The 20765-nt window shown below is 49.2% G+C and carries 14 protein-coding genes and 2 pseudogenes; 11 read left to right on the forward strand and 5 right to left on the reverse strand.

What is annotated here, in order from left to right:
• Positions 1–125: pseudogene (locus PsAD46_RS28570) on the reverse strand (IS110 family transposase); the annotation flags it as partial.
• 15 nt (positions 126–140) lie between these two features.
• Between PsAD46_RS28570 and PsAD46_RS12955 the strand changes: the two are divergent.
• From PsAD46_RS12955 to PsAD46_RS12975, 4 genes and pseudogenes are all read left to right on the forward strand, one after another.
• Positions 141–458 (forward strand): Ig-like domain-containing protein, encoded by a 318-nt coding sequence (locus PsAD46_RS12955; protein ID WP_084404406.1) that lies wholly within the window; start codon positions 141–143, stop codon positions 456–458.
• Positions 400–783 (forward strand): annotated as a pseudogene (locus PsAD46_RS28575) (VCBS domain-containing protein); the annotation flags it as partial. The gene PsAD46_RS12955 and the pseudogene PsAD46_RS28575, both read left to right, overlap by 59 nt.
• Before the next feature lie 29 nt (positions 784–812).
• A complete protein-coding gene (locus PsAD46_RS28810) occupies positions 813–1490 on the forward strand; it encodes a VCBS domain-containing protein (protein ID WP_084404407.1) in 678 nt (225 codons plus the stop codon).
• A gap of 240 nt (positions 1491–1730) precedes the next feature.
• Entirely contained in the window at positions 1731–2975 is a 1245-nt protein-coding gene (locus PsAD46_RS12975) for a VCBS domain-containing protein (RefSeq protein WP_063293313.1), read from the forward strand.
• 1117 nt (positions 2976–4092) lie between these two features.
• Here the strand turns inward: PsAD46_RS12975 and PsAD46_RS12980 are convergent.
• Positions 4093–4500: a hypothetical protein gene (locus PsAD46_RS12980; RefSeq protein ID WP_063307084.1), complete on the reverse strand. Its 408-nt coding sequence runs from the start codon at positions 4498–4500 to the stop codon at positions 4093–4095.
• A gap of 89 nt (positions 4501–4589) precedes the next feature.
• Entirely contained in the window at positions 4590–7931 is a 3342-nt protein-coding gene (locus PsAD46_RS12985; protein WP_063307085.1) for a M10 family metallopeptidase C-terminal domain-containing protein, read from the reverse strand.
• A 1405-nt stretch (positions 7932–9336) separates the two neighbouring features.
• Between PsAD46_RS12985 and dctP the strand changes: the two genes are divergently transcribed.
• From dctP to PsAD46_RS13000, 3 genes are read left to right on the forward strand one after another with little or no spacing between them, the layout of a single operon-like run.
• The gene (gene dctP / locus PsAD46_RS12990; protein ID WP_063293342.1) at positions 9337–10347 is read left to right on the forward strand and encodes a TRAP transporter substrate-binding protein DctP; all 1011 of its coding nucleotides are present in this window, start codon (positions 9337–9339) and stop codon (positions 10345–10347) included.
• A 53-nt stretch (positions 10348–10400) separates the two neighbouring features.
• Positions 10401–11051, forward strand: a complete 651-nt coding sequence (locus tag PsAD46_RS12995; RefSeq protein ID WP_063293311.1) for a TRAP transporter small permease — start codon at positions 10401–10403, stop codon at positions 11049–11051.
• Positions 11052–11053: 2 nt separating this feature from the next.
• Positions 11054–12361, forward strand: coding sequence for a TRAP transporter large permease (locus tag PsAD46_RS13000; RefSeq protein WP_063307086.1), 1308 nt, complete (start codon positions 11054–11056; stop codon positions 12359–12361).
• 37 nt (positions 12362–12398) lie between these two features.
• On the opposite strand, the gene PsAD46_RS13005 is transcribed toward PsAD46_RS13000, so the two are convergent.
• Complete coding sequence (locus PsAD46_RS13005) at positions 12399–13055, reverse strand: GntR family transcriptional regulator (protein ID WP_063307087.1); 657 nt, start codon at positions 13053–13055, stop codon at positions 12399–12401.
• 466 nt (positions 13056–13521) lie between these two features.
• Between PsAD46_RS13005 and PsAD46_RS13010 the strand changes: the two genes are divergently transcribed.
• Together PsAD46_RS13010 and PsAD46_RS13015 are read left to right on the forward strand one after the other, a co-directional pair.
• Positions 13522–14871: an FAD-dependent oxidoreductase gene (locus PsAD46_RS13010; RefSeq protein WP_063293308.1), complete on the forward strand. Its 1350-nt coding sequence runs from the start codon at positions 13522–13524 to the stop codon at positions 14869–14871.
• A 155-nt stretch (positions 14872–15026) separates the two neighbouring features.
• Positions 15027–16640 carry a BCCT family transporter gene (locus PsAD46_RS13015; RefSeq protein ID WP_208981833.1) on the forward strand — a complete coding sequence of 538 codons (1614 nt, stop codon included), beginning with the start codon at positions 15027–15029 and terminating at the stop codon, positions 16638–16640.
• Positions 16641–16673: 33 nt separating this feature from the next.
• Here PsAD46_RS13015 and PsAD46_RS13020 read toward each other — a convergent pair whose 3' ends face one another.
• Positions 16674–18161 (reverse strand): PLP-dependent aminotransferase family protein, encoded by a 1488-nt coding sequence (locus PsAD46_RS13020; RefSeq protein ID WP_063307089.1) that lies wholly within the window; start codon positions 18159–18161, stop codon positions 16674–16676.
• Between the two features lie 212 nt (positions 18162–18373).
• Between PsAD46_RS13020 and PsAD46_RS13025 the strand changes: the two genes are divergently transcribed.
• On the forward strand, positions 18374–19114 hold the full coding sequence (locus tag PsAD46_RS13025) for an enoyl-CoA hydratase/isomerase family protein (protein ID WP_063293305.1): 741 nt from the start codon (positions 18374–18376) through the stop codon (positions 19112–19114).
• Between the two features lie 20 nt (positions 19115–19134).
• On the forward strand, positions 19135–20721 hold the full coding sequence (locus PsAD46_RS13030) for a CoA-transferase (protein WP_063293304.1): 1587 nt from the start codon (positions 19135–19137) through the stop codon (positions 20719–20721).
• The last annotated feature ends 44 nt before the right edge of the window (positions 20722–20765 follow it).

Here is a 20765-nt window from a genome sequence, read left to right on the forward strand (position 1 = left end):
GAAATCTCATTGGCGCGATTGTCGAGAATGGCGAACAGAGAGTTTCTCAAACTGCTACTACCTGTGCGCACCGCAATTCCTTGCTCTAACAGGAAGGCCCGGATCTGGTTGATGGTGGCGGTACGACCCAGCCGGTAACAGTGACTATCGTGGGCACCAACGATGCTCCGATTGTCTCAGATATTGCTGCTTCCACCTCGGAAGATGATAGTGTTCTGATCGAGCCCGCTTATATCGATCTGGACGCATCTGATACAGCGACCATCACGTTTGATGCCAGCGGCACGACAGGTGAAGTGTCTCTTGTCAACGGTAAGTTCCGATATGACCCGAATGGTCAGTTTGAGCATCTGGCTGTTGGGGAGACTGCAACTGATATCTTCACTTACACAGTGAGTGATGGCCACTGCAGAGCCAATTACCAAGACGGTCACGGTTACCATCAATGGCGCAAATGATGCGCCGCTTGTCTCAGACATTGCGACATCGACTACAGAAGACAACAGCGTTCTCATTGAACCTGTGTTCTCTGATGCAGACAGCTCCGACACCCACACCATCACGTTTGATGCCATCGGTACGACAGGTGAGGTATCTCTTATTGATGGCAAATTCCAATATGACCCGAACGGCCAGTTCGAGCATTTGGCAGTTGGTGAAACAGCTACTGACACCTTTACTTATACTGTCGATGACGGCAATGGCGAAGTAGTCGCCATGACTGCAACGATCACCATCAATGGCACAAATGATGCTCCAATTGTCTCAGATATCGCGACATCGACTTCAGAGGACACGTTCTCATTGAACCTGTGTTCTCTGATGCAGACAGCTCCGACACACACACCATCACGCTTGATGCCAGCGGCACGACAGGTGAAGTGTCTCTTATTGACGGCAAATTCCAATATGACCCAAATGGCCAGTTTGAACATCTGGCTGTTGGTGAAACAGCAATTGACACCTTCACTTACACAGTGAGTGATGGCACTGCGGAGCCAATTACCAAGACAGTTACCGTTACCATAAATGGTGCAGACGACATAGTTCTGTTCCCAGAGATTGGCGAAGTCAGAGTCTATCCAATTCCTGTTAAGCTATTCGCATCTGATGCATCGACCTATGATTATTTTGGTTCAACCGTCTCAGTAAACTCCTCTGGTGGCATGGTGGTTGGAGCTCACCAAGGAGATGGGCGTGTCAATAACTCAGGTTCAGCATATGTCTATGCGCCGGATGGCAAGGATGGCTATTTGGAAGTCAAGCTAAGTGCTTCTGATGGTGAAAAAGGAGACCGCTTTGGTGTAGCTGCAATCAATGACAATGGTCTTGTTGTTGTTGGAGCATATGGTGACGATCAAAATGGTGTTGCATATGGGGGCTCTGTTTATGTGTACACACCAGATGGTGTAGGTGGTTATTCAGAATATAAACTACCCTCTCTTTATGAACGTGAACGGGACTATTGGGGGGGAGAGCCTTGCCGTTAACAACAGCGGTGTCATCGTTGTTGGTGCATATCTGGCAAATTACGGCGCAATTGAAGATACTGGTCGTGATCGAGTTTATACACCTTCCGAGGCCGGCGGATATTCTGTTACCTGGTTGCAGGCCTCAGATACAGCAGAGGATGACTACTTCGGGGGGATGTTGCGATCAGTGACAGTGGCATCATTGTAGTTGGAGCCCCTGGAGATGATGACAATGGTAGTCGTTCAGGTTCCGTCTATGTGTTCACACCAGATGGCTCGGGAGGGCACACGGAAGTTAAGCTGACTGCTTCCGATGGTGCCGATGTTGATGTTTTTGGCTCCGCTGTTGCTGTCAATGATGACGGTGTTATCGTTGTTGGTGCTCTGGGAGATGATGACAAGGGGGGAGATCTCTCCGGTTCTGTTTATGTGTTCACACCAGATGGCTCTGGTGGCTATACCGAAGCAAAGCTGAACAAAGTTCAGGTGCCTGTGAATACAAAATTTGGCGGTACAGTTGCGATCAATAATAATGGTGTCATTGTTGTTGGAGCAATTGAGGATGATGGCAACGGTAATGATTCAGGTGCTGCATATGTGTATGTCCCCGATGGTGAAGGTGGATATACTGAGTACCGTCTGACAGCACCAGACGCAGGAGTGAATGGCTTATTTGGCAGTGATGTTGCTATCAATGATGCAGGTCTTGTCACGATAGGTGCTTCCAATGCAGATAGTAAGGGAGCTTCTTACCTGTTTGAGCCAGATGCCTCAGGTGCATATGGGGTTATTCAGAATGCCCTTGAGCTTGATGAAGGGACAGATTTTTCTCCGCTTACAGGCGATATTGAGATTGTGTTTGCTGATGATGGTGTTGCTACACACAGTTATCAGGCGAGCGTGACAGGTGTTTCAAGCACAGGTTCGTTGGGAGACCTGGATGCAGATGCACTTCTGGCTTTGTTGAGTGTTGATCGGATTTCTAAGAACCCGGCAGCTGAGCAGGGAACGATCCACCTTGAGTTTGAAGCTGGTGCGAATGTGTTTGATTATCTCAACACAGGTGACAGTGTTGGGCTGACGTATACTGTTGAGCTTGATGACGGCAAAGACCACATCACTGTTCAGGACGTCTCCGTTACAATCAATGGAAAAGATGATGTTGGAATATCAGGTAATGATGTTCTAGTTGGTGGGAGCCGGAATGATACTTTAAATGGATTGGACGGAAATGATGTGCTAACGGGAGGAAATGGGAATGACACGTTCGTTTTCAATGACCTTTCTAGTGGCACCGATACAATCACCGACTTCGAAGCTAGAGACGGTTCAGGTGAAACCATCCGGTTCGACAGCGAGGTTTTTGCAGACTTCGATGCCGTAGTTGCTGCGGCAAGCGATGAGGGAAGTAGTGTTGTGATCAAACTAGATGACGACAAATCAGTCACTTTGAATAATGTTTCAAAGTCAGAACTTCATGCTGATGACTTCCAGTTTGTCTAAATGAGTAAAGGCTGCGCTCGTCTTAGTTGCACGAGCGTAGCTTCTTTCCCTTCAAAATCAACTTCATCATTTTGGGGTCCTTCTCAAGCCTTTCTTGTCCTACGGGGAGTTCAGCAGGTGTTGGTCGCGCGTATGTGAGGTTTACGGTGTTTGTCGTCAGCATCTATGGAGCAGGCTTACGGATTTGAGTAAGGGAGTGTTTTGGCCGATGATCACGACAACGGGAGTGAAGAATGGGGCAAGGCACAAGGACTGCCAGTGCTGCACCTGAGAAGGTAGTCAAGGATATCCGGCGCAAGACCCGCAAACGCTATTCCATTGGAGAGAAGATCCACATAGTGCTTGTAGGATTACAAGGCGAGGAAAGGTATCGACGAGTTATGTCGACAAGAAGGTATCTCACAAGGACTTTGCTATAACTGGTCAAAGGAGTTTTTGGAAGCAGGTAAGAAGCGCTTTGCTGGAGACAAAGCCCGTCAGGCCAAGACCGCAAAGGCCAAACAGCTGTTCAGTGAGGCGTGAGCTTCAAATAAGTTGTTTCTGAGCAATTACTTGAGCTGCGTTTGTTCAAAAAGTATGCTCGAGGATGGAAGGGGACGACGAATGAAGTACCACGCCTATGAGAAGCTGGAGATCATCCGGCTGGTTGAGGCTTCACAGCAGCTAATCAAGTATTCATTGGAACTGTTGGGCACTCTACGTTCCACGTCTTATGTTTGGTATAGTTGTTAGGACGAGGGCGGCGTAGCCCTGCTTGGAGATCACTTATCAAAACCCTCCAATGTCTGGAATCGTATTCCAGATGAGATCGGATCATTGAATTAGAAATAGAAGAACCGGATCTTTCCCTTAGAAAAATTGCTGTCTAGATGTTCAAGAAGTAGTAAAATATGAGAATCATAAAGTTGTGTGTGAACTGGTTCGCTCTGAAATTAGTATAGCTTAAGATGTTGTCATAATATTCAAATTTTCGACTATATGGAAATATTCAAATTAAGTGGTTTGTCTTTATGGATTGATTTTGAGATAATTACAAAAGAGAAATGCAATATGATAATCTAAATTACTTTGTTTTTCGGGGCCCACATGATTTATATTTATTTTAGTACATGCCCCATCAATACATCGTCCTGTAAAGCATAATACCCAATGGCTTGCCGGACTTGATCTTTGTGCTGCCTTGGGCGAGGAGCCAGCCGTCGGGGCGTTGTAGTTGGGCTATGATCCGGAGCGTTGGTGACACCTGAACGTTTGAGGGGCGAGCGACTGAAAAGTCTATGGCTTTTGATTTGCCTGAGCTATTGAGATGGGTCTGGGTGGTGAGTTCTCGTGTACTGTCTTTGATGGCAGTGTCTTCAATGTAGATTTTGATTTGGCCTTTGGGAATTTCTGTATCACCTGCGAACGTGAGGGTGCCGCGAATGTCTGATGCTTGTGCTTCGGTGGTCTTAGAGAACGCATCGGTACCAGCGGCCAGTAGACCGGCTGCTAACAAAGCTGCACTACGATTGATCAGAGGCTTCATTCTTTTCCCCATCGGATTGCGTCATCAAAACAGTTTAGATGCATAAAGATAGCAAGAGGGGAGCGTGAGAGCCCCCCTCCTGTAAGTTATCAGACGATAACGAAATCATCTGCAGAAAGTGACAGACCAGCCTTCAGCTGTGCAAACTGAATTGCACCAATGTCTCCTGAACCATCTGCATCATACAGCAAAGCACCGCTGTAGGTATCGTAGATGATGCGGTCAGCAGCATCCTGGCTAACACCTGCAGCACTCATGTGGAATGCAGTCAGATCAAGAGCGCCAGTGCCGCCCAGTTCAGCAAAGATGCCATTGTCGAGAAGGATCAGATCCTCGCCAACACTGAAGTCCTTGATCTTGTCGACATTGTCGTTGCCAAGCTCTGTTGAGAAGCGGAAGGAATCTTCACCAGCGCCGCCAACCAGAATGTCAGCACCTAAGCCGCCGTCAAGGAAGTCACTACCTTTTCCGCCGTAGAGCTTATCATTACCAGCTTCACCCGGCTGAATTGGCTCAGGTGGGAATTCAACTGATACGTTGAGTTTGTATGTTGAACCCTCTGGCACTGCTTCTGACCAACCATCACCTGGAACGTCCGGTGACCATGCACCCTCCAGAATGTAGTAGGTACCGGTTTCTTCAACAACGAAGACTATGCTTGAATCACGGTTGCTTGTAGAGCCGGGATCTCCGCCGCCATCATCGTTCTGGGTGACAATATTTCCATCAGCATCGAGCAGTCTGACCCAGCTGTCATGGACGTTTGGATCTGCAATACCGTCGATATCGACAGTAATGGTCGTACCTGCAGCAAGCTCGATACCATAGTATCCACCTTGGCCATTTCCGGTCGCATTAACTGTTGTATGAAGAACAGTTGTTGAATCGAAGATGTCAGGATCTGCTGTCAGAGAGAAGTTATTGGAGATATCGAATGCAGTCGCGATTGAGTTGTTCGTCGCATCAGGACCAAGCGTCGCATACCCTGTACCCATGCCTGGGCGTGGAATAGGTTCACCTTGATCAGCGAAGTCGCCGAAGAGGACATCATCGCCTTTGCCACCACGAAGAACATCGTTGCCACCCTGACCGGTCAAGGTGTTGGCAGCGTTATCACCCTTCATGCGATCATTATGTCCAGAACCTGAGAGGTTCTCGATCGAGATGTAAGTGTCACCTTCTGACTTGCCGCGTCCCAGATTGAGATTGACACCGCTGGTTGCGTCGGAATAGTCCGCAGTATCACTGCCGCGACCACCGTTCAGGATGTCAGCACCTTCACCACCGGTCAGAATGTCGTTACCTGAACCGCCAGAGAGTTCGTTTGTCTGGTCATTGCCAATGAGGTGATCATCGAAGAAAGAGCCAACAACGTTTTCAACGTCAACGATGATATCATGCCTGATGACTGTGCCTCGTCCTACAATCTGGACTGGACCATCTGCGTCGCCACCGCGTGCTGTGCCGTTGGCAAGGTCAACCGTTACTCCCTCAGAACTTCCAGAGTAAACGACTGTGTCGATGCCTTCGCCACCGTCAAGATAATCCTGACCGGAACCGCCGATGAGCGTATCATTGCCTTCATCACCGTACAGCAGGTCTCCGTCGTTGCCGCCGTCGAGGATGTCATCGCCGCCGCCGCCGTTGAAGACATCGCCGCCACCACGACCCCAGAAATGGTTGTTGTCGTCTGTGCCGATGAAGCGGTCAATACGGTCATCAGAGCCGATCAGGTTTTCAATGCTATAGAACGTATCACCTGATGCAGTACCACCGCTGGCAACATTGGTCTCAAGGTTGACAAGCAGCTGGAACGGGCTCTCATGGCTGTAGTCCACTGTGTCAACGCCGTCACCACCGCGGAAGATGTCAACACCATCCTGACCCATCAGCGTATCGTCGCCGTCTCCGCCATCAAGGATGTCGTCACCAGCACCACCAAAGATGGTATCGTTGCCGCGACCACCATAAAGCACGTCATTTCCGTCATCGCTTTCGGTCTGATCTTCAAGATCTTCGAATGCAATGGTGTTGTTGATATCACGGCTCGCCAATGAGTCACGACCACCAATGATGAGGTCATCACCATCCAGACCAAAGATCGTGTCGCCACCAGCGCCACCTTCAAGGGTGTTGTTGTCCTCATCACCAAAGATGAGGCTGGTCAGAGAATCGCCGGAATCGCTTGAGGTGTCGTCGTTACCGGTATCGACTGGTTGGGTCGGAGTGCCACCCACGTAGATGATGTTTTCGACGTTCTCGATTTCACCCAGGTCCAGGTCGCTGTTCAGCACAATGATCGTATCGTTTCCGCCGTCGGCTTCCTCGCGTACGATATCATCAGCGGAATCGACGAAGTAAACATCGTCTCCTTTGCCGCCAGCCATTTTGTCAGCACCGCCGCGACCGTCCAGAACGTTGTCGCCATCGTTACCGATCAAGATGTCATCGTATTCACTACCGATGCCATTCTCGATGTAGTATTCGGTCTGGTCTGCATTGTGGCCAGCAAAGATAGACACATTGTTGCTGTGCCCATTGACGCTGGAGAACTGACCAGCACGCAGGTCAAGGATCGTGCCTGCCGTTGATCCGGAGAAGTCAATGGTATCAACACCACCGGTATCGTGGATAGTAAATCCGATATCGTGCTGCATGCCAGAGGATGTTAGCTCATAGCCATACTCTGTGCTGTTGAAGCCGTACGTGTTGTCACCTGTGTTGAGATCGATCTTTTGGTAAGTCCGTGCACCATCCTCGTCGACCTCGGAGAAAAAGCGGCGGATTGTAGCTTCAATATCTGCCATCAATGGCGTGGAAGCTGACCAGCGCGTTGTTTCTCCAACGTCAATGCCATCAAAGTAGGACATCACACTGTATTGCTGACGATCATAAATCCAGGTCGCGTTGTTCAGATAGTTGATCTGAACGCCTCCAGGGCCGCTGTAGTTATAAAGACCCGGGTGATTCAGGCCAAATTCATGACCGAACTCATGGATGAAGCTGTCAAAAACATAACCGCCGATGTCTGTTTTGTTAGGCTCTGTATCGTGGAACTTCTGACCGATACTGACATAGCGGTTGCTTGAGAAAGCGCTACCGTCGCTTTGCTCACCTATCGCAGGACTAACGACCTCCATCCACTGTGTTTCAGAGTCGAATGGCACATCATCTACAATTTCAAACTGGAGAGGAGTAACAGCAGACCACACCTCCAAAGCGCCAATAGCTGCTGCTTTGTATTCCGGGTAATCATTCAATCCGCTGACATTGATCACCAGCGGCTGCGCTGCAATCTCAGGTGTCAGGCTGCGAGGCAATGCACTGACGTAATCAATATAAGCTTCGTAATCTTCACTTTTACCAAACGGATTATCCGGCGTTTGGTCATTAACCCACCACTGATCGTTGGGCTGGTTTGAATTTGGCATCTTTGTCTCTCCCGTTATACAAAGTTTGGGTGTTTAATGCTGCTTGGTTTTATGGTGCGGCCAATTAAAGCCTGACATCGCATGCACGAATGCATTCAACGGCATTGAAGGATGACTGAAGGAATTGATTGGCTAAGAGGCTATGAAAGCTGCGGCCTGAGGCATTCTTTGCTTAGAGGCTGCCCTAGATCTTGCAGCAGTGAATGCCTCAGAATGAGCCTGATAAGAGCTAATCAGACTGCCCGAATTTGATGAACCCGGACTGAGTAAAAGCGTAGGCTTCAATCTGCGAGCAAGAGCAATACTGGCTACGTAAATGCTGCCTCTAAGAGGTTCCCATAGGTTTTCTGGGCTGTCGGTTCCTCTCAGAAACCGGCTGGCGATGGCACTAGTTGTGGCTCGCGAAGAACGAGTGCGCTTATCGATACATTCGGCAAGAGATTCCTCATAGTAATCAAACATTTCGACAGCCCCAAGTTCAGGTGAAGTGCCGTCCCCTCCAGAGCAAGCACATCAGAATTCTTTTGGTTCTTCAATGCCTTGTGTAGATTTAACCTAAGCACACTGCATGCAGTGCTAGAATTCTTTTTTAAATGAGGTTTAAAGTCAACGCTATTAAAGATGATAATTTTTAAGTTACCAAACGTAATGATAAAAAATTTAATCAATAATACGACAAATTACTTTACCGCCATTTCGTGCGCTTACAGTTAACCATTGTCAATCTTAGGTTGTGCTTCAATATCATTATTACCCGCTTGTGGTTGATTGGTGATCTTGAAGAAATTTCACTTTCACGAATTTGAAGACCTTATGCGACCCTTCTTGTTTGTGAAGTTTATCTGTCCATTACTCGTGATGAGGTACGAAACACCTTCTTCCAAATAATTCAAATATTGGGTGCGTGTTTTGCGATTGGATAAGCGTTGATCAAATCAGTGGCTAAATTTTATTTGACCGTTTTGCGAAATTGGGAGTTGCTACAGGGCTAGCGGTAAACCTATTGCACCCAATAGAAAATCAAACTGTATATAAGCATCTATCCGCATGCGGGGTAAGGTTTAGGGGTGGTGAAGATGAGCAAAACTAAGGCTTGGTGAGCTTGGGTTTTGTTGAAATCTTCATTGGCTTTGGTCAGGAACCGCATTGGGAGCGTGAAGACAGCCAGTTATTTGATCTTTGAGCAACGACGACCAGGACGCACACCCCGCAGCGTTGGTTGATGCATGATTACGCTCATCATAGATGCCTGCACTCTGGCACAGGGTTGAATATTCGGAGAGTTTCACAAGCAATACTCGTTTAAATCTGGGAAATTCATTTCTAGAGCTGAGGAACTGTGTCTCCTGTTCTGCTGTCTTTGGCTGAAGCAAAACAAAAAGCTGCTTTCAGAAAGGGAGAGGAAATGATTGGGGCACTTAAGAGATTTTCACGCACCACTGCATTGGCATTGTCACTTGGTGTGATGGGATTTAGCGGAGGTCAAGCGCAAGCTGACGAGAGTCTCATTCTTGCACATGCCATGAATACAGATCATGTATTCCATGCTTTGTCAGAACGTTTCATGGGAGAGCTGGACGGAAAGGCGATTGACATTGATTACCATCCGGGTGGTGATCTGGGGGATTGGACCTCCTTGTTTGAGCAATCCATGCAGGGCGTCGTCCCGATGAGCTTGACTTGGGGGGCATCAGAGTTTGATGGCCGCCTTGATCTCGCCTACCTTGGCTATGTGGTTTCCAACTGGGAGCAGGCCAAACAGCTCTATGGGCCAGGCTCGGATATGCTGGATATCTATAACGGCATTTTGCATGAACTCGACCTTCATGCGGTGGGTATTATTCCAACCGATTTTGGTTCTGTTGTCATCCGCAAAGGCGTTGGCAGGGCGCCTGTAAATTTTCCTAGTGATGCTAATGGTTTGAAGATCCGTGTGCCGGGGCTTCCGATGGCAGTTGAACGCTTCAACAACCTTGGCTTTTCTGCTGTGCCGATCCCACTGGCTGAGGTGTACACGGCCCTGCAGCTTGGTACTGTAGATGCGCGCTCATTCTCGACAGCGGTTGAGACTTACTCCCTCCGAGATGTGTTGGAAACCAACATCCTCACCAATGACTACTTTGAGCACGCCTTCTGGTTGGTGAACAAGGATTGGTGGGAAGGTTTGGCAGACAAGGATCGTGCTGCTCTACAAACCGCAATCGGCACAACACTTGAATGGTCATGGGGGGAAGCTCAGGCAAAGAGCGAAGAGTTCCTGCAAAGAGCACGGGATGCCGGGATCAAGGTCGTTGAGCTGGATGACACACAACTGGCTGCCGCGCGTAAGATTGCGCACGACACCGAATGGCCTGCCATGGAGAAAATTATCGGGTCCGAGATCATGAACCAGATCCGTCAAGCTGCAGCAAACTAGCAATAAACATGATGAAGGCCGAAGTTGTGCTCCGGTCTTCGGTTGGGAGGCATATGACCGTGAACCGCGAGTCTAAACAGCACCCGCGTGCGCCAGTGCAGGTCGCTTCATTCATTTACGACCCAGAAATCACAGAAACTGAACCGCCAGACCATGTCACGGCAATCCCCGAAGGGCCTCAGACCGGAAGCATGCGGTTTTTGCTCAACGCTGAACGCTTTCTGGAAAGAGGGCTTTATGCAGGCATGGTTCTGATGGGAGTTGGTTTGGCATCTATCATGTTCGTTCAGGTGTTGCTTCGTTACGTTTTTGCGCTCCCATTTGTCGGGATTGAAGAGCTTGCTCTGCTCATGGGGGCCTGGTTTTACTTCCTGGGTCTGGCCTATGTGACGCGCAATGGAGAACATATCCATGGGGGTATTGTGACCTTGTTGATCAAGAGCCCCATAAAGATCCAGAGTATTCGCCTGTTAATGACTCTGGCCAGTATCGCTGCTTGCCTCGTGTTTGGATATTACGCCAGCAAGTACGCTATCTTTGAGATCGAGCGAGGCCGTGCGAGCTCCTATATGCGGTGGCCCAAAGGGTTGTGGTCTGCCTCCATGATCATTGGCTTTGCCGGAACCATTATCTATCTCGCACTGCAGGCCATCAATCAGACCATAGATCTCAAGACGAGACTGTCTTTTGAGAAGAAGGGCTAATCATGTTTATCTTTCTTACCTCTCTTCTACTCATCGTGGTTCTGTTGCTTGCCGAGATGCCAATTGCGTTTGCATTTGGTGTTGGCGCGCTTGTATTTGGTATTGCATCAGACTCAAACGTTTCCTTCCTGATCCCATACGCTTATCAAACTACAATGAGCTTTGCGTTGCTGGCGCTGCCACTGTTTGTGCTTGCGGGAACGCTAATGGCGGAAGGTGGGATTTCCGATCGGCTCCTCAGCTTCGTGAATGCCTTTGTTGGCCGGATGAAAGGTGGGCTTGGTGCAGTCACGGTGATCACCTGTGCCTTGTTTGGTGCGATTTCAGGGTCATCCTCAGCTGCGATTGCTGCAATCGGGCAAATCATGATCCCACGCATGGTGAAAGAAGGATATCCGGTTGGCCATGCCACGGCGCTGGTTGCTTGCTCGTCAGTGCTTGCGCTTATGATCCCGCCATCTATCCCAATGATCGTTTTCGCGGTAACTGGTGGCTTGTCAGTTGGCGCGGCCTTTCTCTCGACAGTCATCCCAGGTGTTTTGCTGGCACTTGTCTATATCGGTCTAAACTTCTTCTTTCTCAGGAAAGTAGATACCATTCAGGTCGAAGAGCCTCTGCCATTCAAGCAAGCAGCGCGAAATGTTGGAACCAGTGGGATCAAGGCGTTCTGGGCATTGATGATGCCGCTATTGGTGCTGGGTGTGATTTACACTGGTATTGCGACACCGACAGAAGCAGCTGCGATCTCTCTGGTTTATGCCATTGTGGTCGGTGTGTTCATCTATAAAGGTCTGAGCTTTAAAGGCATTCCGGCAGCATTCGTGCGTGCTGCGATTACGACCAGTTCAATCATTGCTGTGTTGTTCTTCTTGTTCGTGATGAGCCGGGCAATGATCTTGCAGCAGGTGCCACGAGAAGTCGCCGACGTGCTCATTTCTCTGACGGACAACAAGATCCTGATCCTGTTGCTGATCAACCTCATTTTGCTGCTCATCGGCATGATTGTAGATGACGTGTCGGGCAGTGTATTGGCGGCGATTGTTCTGCTGCCCGTGGCCACGAAAATTGGTGTTCACCCAATCCATTTTGCGGCAATTGTCGGTACAAATCTGGGGCTAGGTAATGTCTCGCCGCCTTGTGCACCCATGCTTTATATGGCGGCTGGGGTGAGTAAGCTCACACTGGACAAGTATGTGGGCATCACACTCAAGTTCTTGTTGTTTGGGCACCTGCCAATGGTTCTGATCGTCACGTTCTTCCCAGAACTTTCTCTGGCTTTGCCAAGACTGATTATGGGCATTGACGTGTAATGCAATCATCCTCTGCGGTTCTCAGGATCGCAGAGGATTACTTGCTTATCTGCTTAATCACTTTCAAAGCACAGCCGGCGAGATACTCGTGAAGTTTTAAAAGCTGGTCCTTTGCAGCTGCTTCATTGCCAATGACCACAGCTCGCATAATGCCAGCATGAAATTGACTACAAACCACGGTGTCTTCCCGTGTCTTGTTTGCAAACCAGAACCTGTGTGACTGGCTTTGCACCCGGGCAAGGGCGTGGTGAAAGTAGGGATTGCCGCTCGCATTGGTAACTGCAAAATGGATTCCTCTGAGAGCTTCCAGAAGGTTTGCATCTTCATCTTCCTGCGCGCTATCAAGTATGTTTTGTGCCAACTGGAGCATATGCACCCGATGCTCACTGCTTCCGCGCAGGATTGCGTACTTGATGCAGGTTGGTTCGATCTCTTTGCGGATCTCCAGAAGTTGCAATTGCTGTGCTGCTGAGATCTCCAGAAACTCAACGCCCTTTCTGGCATGCACCTTCAGCATGTCTTCCTGTTCGAGGGCCTGCAGTGCTTCTCTGACAGGAGTACGGCCTAGGTCTAGTATGGCAGAGAGTTTGTTTTCTGAATAAAGCTGTTCTGTATCCAGTTCTCTGAAGATCACTTTGCGTTCTATCTCTGCCTTAGCGAAATCTGCTCGTGTTGTTGCTTGAAAATCAGGCACCTATTGCTCCGCTCTGCTTAGGCTGTCATGTAAATTCTGAGCGTGAAGCTAGAGCAATGAGAATTGTGAGTGAAGCAATCTGTTTGTTTCCACATTTGTACTTAGGATAAGTTTCAAACTGTACATCTGGTAATAGTGCTTATCTGTCCTCTGGTATTAGTACAGTTGCTGTATTTACTCAGTTGATCTGTGCCTATCGGTAGTTCAGAGTCTTCTGATGAGTTTTTATTTATCTATCTGATATTATTTACTTAATCACTCTATGGTGCGTCTTCACCCGGGCGCCGAGCACGTCTGTCTGCTATGGCTTCTCCTGTCTGTATGTACGTTCGTCTACTTTTGTCAGTGCCCGCTCTTCGTGATGTGTTTCACAATATGTTAGTTAGGAAGAGAGGGCTCAAAAGTCACCTCATCCTCTCATATTATCAATATATAACAGTATGTTATCTTATATGTGAGTGACGATATGGCTTGGAAGGAATTGGCGCTGAGCGCAATTGACAGTCCTGTACTGAGCGAGGCTGATGTTGTTGTGTGCGGAGGCGGTCCAGCTGGTGTTGCAGCGGCTGTCATGAGTGCCAGAGAAGGCCTCAAGACTGTCCTTGTTGAGAAGAACGGCTTTTGCGGAGGCGGGGCAACTGCAGGCTTGTCTGGGACGATCTGTGGTCTTTATCTGACACAGGATGACATCGCCAAGAAAAGACCTGAGCAAGTTGTCTTCTGCTTCGCAGAAGAGTTCCGCCAACGGCTGGCCGGCAAGCAAGGCGTGACCGAACCTCAGATCTACGGCAACACGCACGTTGTTACGTTTGATCCTTTGCGATGGCGTGAGGTCGCAGATGATCTTCTCGAAGAAGCGGGTGTAACCTGCTTGTATCATTGTCTCATCACAGAAGTGGTGCGGGAAGAGCAGCGTATTACTGGCATAAAGCTGGAGAGTTCTGCGGGTAGTTCATTCCTGAAAGCGAAAGCGTTCATTGATGCAACGGGTGATGCTGCTGTGCTGGCCAAGGCAGGTTGCAAGCATTCCTACGGCGACAAAGGCACCATTCAAAACCCGACAATGATGTTCCGTCTTTCTAATGTGGAAGAAGAAGGGTTCTACAAGGTCTTTGGAGAAGACACCATCTCACCTGTTGCGGTAACAGAAAAGCTACGGGAAGTGCATGCCAGTGGTGAGCGTCATCTGCCTAGGGACAAGGTCTGGGTGTTCCCAACTCCGCAAGAGGGTGTGTTTTTGATGAACTGCACACGTCTTGCCGGGCAGGGCGGGCGTATGCTGAATGTCATCAACCCAGTAGACCGGACATATGCTGAGATATATGGCAGACGCTCTGCTCGCGATTACCACGCTTTCTTCAAGGACAACATTGAGGGATTTGAAAAAACGCAGCTTATTGATATGCCACCGGAAATCGGTGTGCGTCAGACACGTACCATTCGCGGTATCAAAACGCTGAGTAATGATCACGTTGTGAACTGTGAGAAACCGGCAGACGGCATTGCACGGTCTTCCTGGCCGATTGAGTTGCATGCGGGTAAGCAAAGCAAGCTGCATTGGCTGATGAACGATTACTACGAAATCCCTTGGGGAGCACTTGTTCCTGAAGAGATGGAGAACATCGTTGTAGCAGGGCGCAGCCTGAGTGCAGAGCATGAAGCTCTTGCATCTGCTCGCGTGACTGCTCAGTGCTTTGAAATGGGACATGCAGCAGCGGTTGCAACACAAATTTCACTTGAGAAGTCAGTGAAATACAAAGATCTGGATCCAGAGTGGGTCCGGCAAAAAATGCGCATCAACAATAGCGCATTGTAACACATAGCCACATTCAAACTGACCACAAGTAACTGTAGGAAGCTGTATCTGAGAGGATGCTGCTTCCTGCAAAGGGGTTCGTGCGGCCTAAAACTGCTCGCGTCCCATCACAAAGGCCAAACATCGGGAGAGATATTATGGCTTTGGAGGAACCCATGACAAGACCAACCACAAAGACGGGGGAGATACTTAAGCCCAGCTTGGATAAAACAATTTTTCTGCCAAGCCTGCTCTTCAGTCTTGTGATCATCGTGCCGATGATCTTAATGGGTGAGGCACTCAATCCATACATCACGGCAAACAATAAGTTTGTATCGCACACTTTTGGCTGGGCCTATATGGCGTATGGCACCATTGGTCTGTTCTTCCTTGCATGGGTCGCCTTTGGCCCAATGGCAAACGTCAAGCTGGGAAATGCAGAGGACAAACCGGCCTTCAACGATGCAAGTTGGGCTTTCATGATCCTGGCCGCAGGCTTCGGCATTGGTGTCGTAAACTGGTCCATGGTTGAGCCTATGATTACAATGGCCTCTGCTCCTGCTGGTGCAGAGCCATTCTCCGCAAAAGCCGCTGAAGATGCACTTGCCTATGGTTTGATCCATTGGGGACCATTCCTTTGGGTTGGATATATGGCACTCGGCTTGCCATTCGCTTACTTCTTGTTTGCACGAAAACCTAAGGTTCAGCGTTTCGCTCTTTGCTTTGAGCCTATCCTGGGTCAAAAACGGGTAGAGGGTCCAATCGGCACTGCGATCAATGCATTTGCTGTATTCGGATTGATTGGCGGCATCGGGACAACGCTTGGCCTTGCAATCCCACTTCTGGCGGGTTTGCTCTCCGTTTTCCTCGGCATTGAGCACACAATGTTCGTAGAAGTTGGCGTTCTGATCTTCTTCGGTGCGTTGACCATGTACTCATTGTCAAAGACCATTTCCAAAGGCATGAAGTTGCTGTCTGACTTCAATGGCTGGCTGGTTGTTGTCGTGCTGGGAGCCATGATCCTTTTTGGTCCAACCACATACATCATGAACAGCTTCACAAGCATTTTTGGTAATGCAGTGGAGTTGATGCCTCATGTCTTTACTTGGACAGATACATACGGCCTGTCAAACGGTTATGCTCAAGATCAGAGCGTATTCTATATGGCATGGTACATTGCTTATGCCCCGCAAATGGGTTTGTTTGTTGCATGTGTATCTCGCGGTAGAACTTTGAAGAATGTTGTACTGGGGTGTGTGGGCTACGGTTCTCTGTCTGCCTTCGTGTTCTTCGCCATTCTGGGTGCCTTCGCTGTTCAACTGCAGCTCTCTGGAACTGTCGACCTTGCTTCAAACTTCAATGAACACGGTATTCCATCTACTGTAGCATTGGCATTAAACAACACACCACTTCCGGCTTTGGCTGTGCCAATCTATCTGGTTATGGTTGCCATCTTCGTGATCACCACAATTGAAGCATGTACCCGTAATCTGGCGTCCATGACGAACAAGAACATCAGCGGTGATGTTGAGCCTTCCACTTCATCCAGAATGATCTGGTGCCTGATCATTATCGGTATCAGCTTTGGTGTGATTCTGGTGGGTGGTCTAGATGTGGTCATCACGTTGGCCTTGGTGCCAACTATTCCACTCGTTGCCCTTAGTTTCCTTGCAACTTATTGCATGGTGAAAGCAGCGCGCAAAGACTTCCCGCATTTGTTCCGTTCGCAATACTCCGCGATTGAACGGAAGGAAGATGGAACTCTGACGGTGAACACAGCAGAGCTCTAAGAAACAAGAAAGAGGCGGCTGCGGTTGCCTCTTTTATCTTCCCCCCAATGCTGCTTTTGCAATGAGCTCTATTCCTTCCGGAATGAGGGCATTATCTATAACAGAGTACCCCAGCCGGATATGGTTCAAGTTCTCGCTTGGATTGGAGAATGTGAAGCCGCCTGTCTCAAAGTACACGCTGGACTCCATCACTTTCTGCTGCAACTTACCTGCGTCAATATCCTCAGGCAACTTCAGCCAGATACTGCCGCCACCAAACTCTGGGAGGACTGATGCTCCCGGAAAGTGCGCCTCAAGAGACCGATGCATAGTCTGGCATCTGATTTTGTATTCCTGCGAAATCTTGGCCAGGAACCGGTCAAAATACCCTCGCTGTAAGAATAACGCGACACTGCGCTGGTTGTTGACAGGGGGGGGGCGCAAAATGTGGTGACGGAGCGCCTTTGCTTCTCGAATGAACTCCCGATCAGCAACCAGATAGCCAATTCGCAGGCCGGGCATCAGGCTTTTGGAAAGACTGCCTGCATAGATAACATTGCCGGAGCGGTCGAGGCTTTTCAGGGCCGGGGGAGGCGTCTTGTCAAACGCAATCTCCGCCTCATAGTCATCTTCAATGATGAACTGCCGGTTGTTCGCTGTGATCCGTAGCAGTTCTTCTCTACGCTCCACTGGCATTGTCACGGTTGTCGGAAACTGGTGGCTCGGCGTTGTATAAAGGCACTTGCACTGGTTGATTTCATCACTGAGTATCAGGCCGCCCTTGTCAATTGGAAGCCTACGCACATTCAGGTTTTCCATCTGTGCCATGTTCAGAATGTCCGGATAACCGGGATCTTCTATTCCGATGGTTTCACCTGTTCGCAAGAGCAGTTTCACAGCCAGATAGAGCGCTTGCTGACCGCCCAGAGTGATCAGAATCTCCTCTGGGTGTGCGATAATTCCGCGCTTGGATAGTACGCGCTGCATCAACTGTTCTACGAGCAACTCATCATCGATTGATGAGTAGTCCGTCGCCCAATTTCTCATCTCAACCACATTGACGGAATCTCGAATACATTCGCGCCAACTGGCGATTGGAAACAGGTTCGGATCAATCAATCCGCAAATAAATGGAAAGCGAAACCGCACCAGGCTGTCGCTCGGCTTTACCACACGCGGCATATTAAAACTCCGCCCACGGAAGTGAGAGGTGAAGTCCATTTTAATCACATCTGTATCACTACTATTGGATGATGATGTATACAGATTCTCAGAGGCCTGGCTCGACAAGAGAGCATCTTCGCGAATGTAAATGCCTGCACGGTCCCGGCTCTCGACAAAACCATCTTGTTTCAGGCTTTCGTAGGCAAGTGAAACGGTTGTTACGCTTACTTCTAAGTCTTTGGAAAGTTTGCGAATTGATGGGAGGGGGCGGTGGATTGGAAATTGCCTGTTCACGATTGCTATCGCCAGCTGACGTCGAATTTGAGTCTGCAAACTCTCGGTCGAATTTCGATCAATTCGGATCAGGTTGGCGTACATGCTTTTCTCTTTCTCAGTCTATCTAATGAAACTGTATACATGAAAGAGAGTTACTGTATATAAAAGAAAATAACAATCGAAAATAGACTGTTCTCAATTCGGAAGGGTCGGAGAAAGGCTGAGGATACACCTCTGATGTCTTTCCGCTCTTTTTGAAAACAACGGGAAGCTGGTTTGCCGGGATGTGAACCAGAACTACTTGGGAGCAGACTATGTCAGTTGAGTTTTCAGTCGAAAACAAAGTTGCTTACATACAGCTAAATCGGCCTAAGCAACGCAACGCGCAAAACAAAGAAATGCTGGATCTGCTAGATGCAGCCATGGAGCGGGTGGAGACCTGCGATACCATTAATGCAGCTGTGATCTATGGTGCTGATCCATCGTTCTGCGCAGGCAGTGACCTAACGGAACTTGGCGCGCTGGATCTGAATGGCATTTGTGATGTTGAGAAGCGCAAAGCTGCCTTCCTGCTCCGCATATCGCTTTGCCCAAAACCAATTGTTTCAGCTGTACAAGGCTACGCAGTTGGCGGCGGCGCATTCCTCGCAGCAGCTTGTGATGTGGTTATCGCGGCAGAGAACGTGAAGTTTAAAGGCATGGAAGTGCCAAACGGCTGGATCACTCCATGGGGTTTCCACGCCCTCAATGCTCGCATGGCGCCACGCCACGCGCAGCGCGCAGCTTGGGGCTACAAATTCATCACAGCGACAGAAGCACTTCGCATCGGTCTGGTTGATGAAGTTGTTGCTCTGGAAGAACTTTTCGATTCTGCTCGGTCTGCTGCAGAAGATCTCGCAGCTCTCCCGCCAGTTTCAGTGCAAGCAACAAAACGCTGGTACCTGAATGCTTGTCTGGCGGATGGAGAGGTTGAAGACGCCAAGCTTAACACTCTCTTCCGCCAGCATTGCCAAATGGAAGCTGCGCAAGAAACCTTCAAAAAATTCGAAAAATAAGAGATCACTGGGAGATAGATGTGACTAAATTCTCAACCCTTGAACAAGCTCTGTCTGGTATTACAGACGGCGACACCATTGCTTCCACTGGCGTAATTGGCTGGATCACTCCAGACGTTCTGCTCAAAGGCGTTTCTGATCGCTTTGAGGCAACTGGCCATCCAAACAATCTGGATTTTTACTTCCCATGCGGCACCGGTGATGCAATGCATATTGGCGGTATGGACCACATTGCGAAGAAAGGTCTTCTACGCCGTATCATGGCAGGTTCCATGCTCAACCCTGTTCATCCGGACACCGGTGAACGCCCTAAACTGATGCAGATGATCCAGAATAACGAGATCGAATGTTTCAGCTGGGCCATGGGTACATCCATGCACTGGTTTCGCGAAGTGGCCCGCCGTAGCCCAGGTTATCTGACTAAAACCGGCATTGGCACTTTTGTTGACCCTGATGTTTGTGGCGGTAAGTTCACTGAAAGCTCTCAGGATGGTCTGGTCGAGAAGATTAAATTCAAGAGTGAAGACTACCTGTTCTACCCATCTCGCCCAATCCATGTCGGCTTGCTACGCGCAACCAGCGCAGATGACAATGGCAACCTGTCTTTTGAAAACGAAGCATTGCTTTCTTCCAATATAGCAATCGCAACAGCTGTTCGTGCATCTGGTGGTGTCGTGATCGCGCAAGTCGAGAACAAGGTAGATCGAGGTAGCCGTCCAACAAACATCGTGAAGCTTCCAGGTGCTCTGGTAGATCACGTTGTGCTGGTAGACCGCTCCGAGCAACCAATGGTTACGGATATCGACTACGACGCCAACTACCTTGGTCTCAACCGCATCGAGATGACTGAATTACCGCGTCCTCCTGTCTGTGTAGACAAGATCATTGCTCGCCGCGCTTCCTGGGAAACCAAAAAGCATGAGCTCGGCATCCTCGGTTTCGGCGCATCCGGCGACATTCCACTGGTGATGGCAGAAGACGGCAAGTTCGACGGTGATGAGATCTACGACTATCAGTTCACCACAGAACACGGTTCTTATGGCGGTGTAGTTATGATGGGCTGGCAATTTTCTGCCAACGCAAACCCTGAAGCGCTTGTTGATGGTTTGACCCAGTTCGACGTCATTGAAGGCGGTCTATGCAAGTTCGCGGCTCTCGCATTTGCTGAATTTGACTCTCACGGCACAATCAATGTCAGTAAGTTCGGCAAGGTGAACCCAGGTTCAGGCGGCTTCATCAACATCGCACACAACGCCGAGCGTCTAGTATTCACCGGCACCTTCACCACCGCAGGTCTGAAAACTGCTGTAAAAGACGGTAAGCTTGAAATCGTCAAGGAAGGCAAGATCAAGAAGTTTGTCGAGACCGCACAGCACATCACTTATCTGGTGAAAGAAGGCGTCGTGAAGCGCGAGCAGAACGCCAAGATCGTCACAGAACGCGCTGTCTTCGAAGTGCACGAGGATGGCCTGCACTTGATCGAAATCGCACCGGGCATTGATCTGCAGACCCAGATCCTGGACCAGATGGACTATGCCCCTGCAAAAATCGCAGAACCGCTTCCTCTCATGGATGCTGAAATGTTTGCACAGGACTACGTCGAGTAGTTTCCTTAGAAGAGTTGGTGGAGTGAGCAACAAGCTTAGCTCAC

The sequence above is a fragment of the Pseudovibrio sp. Ad46 genome (assembly GCF_001623065.1).
GTDB lineage: Bacteria > Pseudomonadota > Alphaproteobacteria > Rhizobiales > Stappiaceae > Pseudovibrio.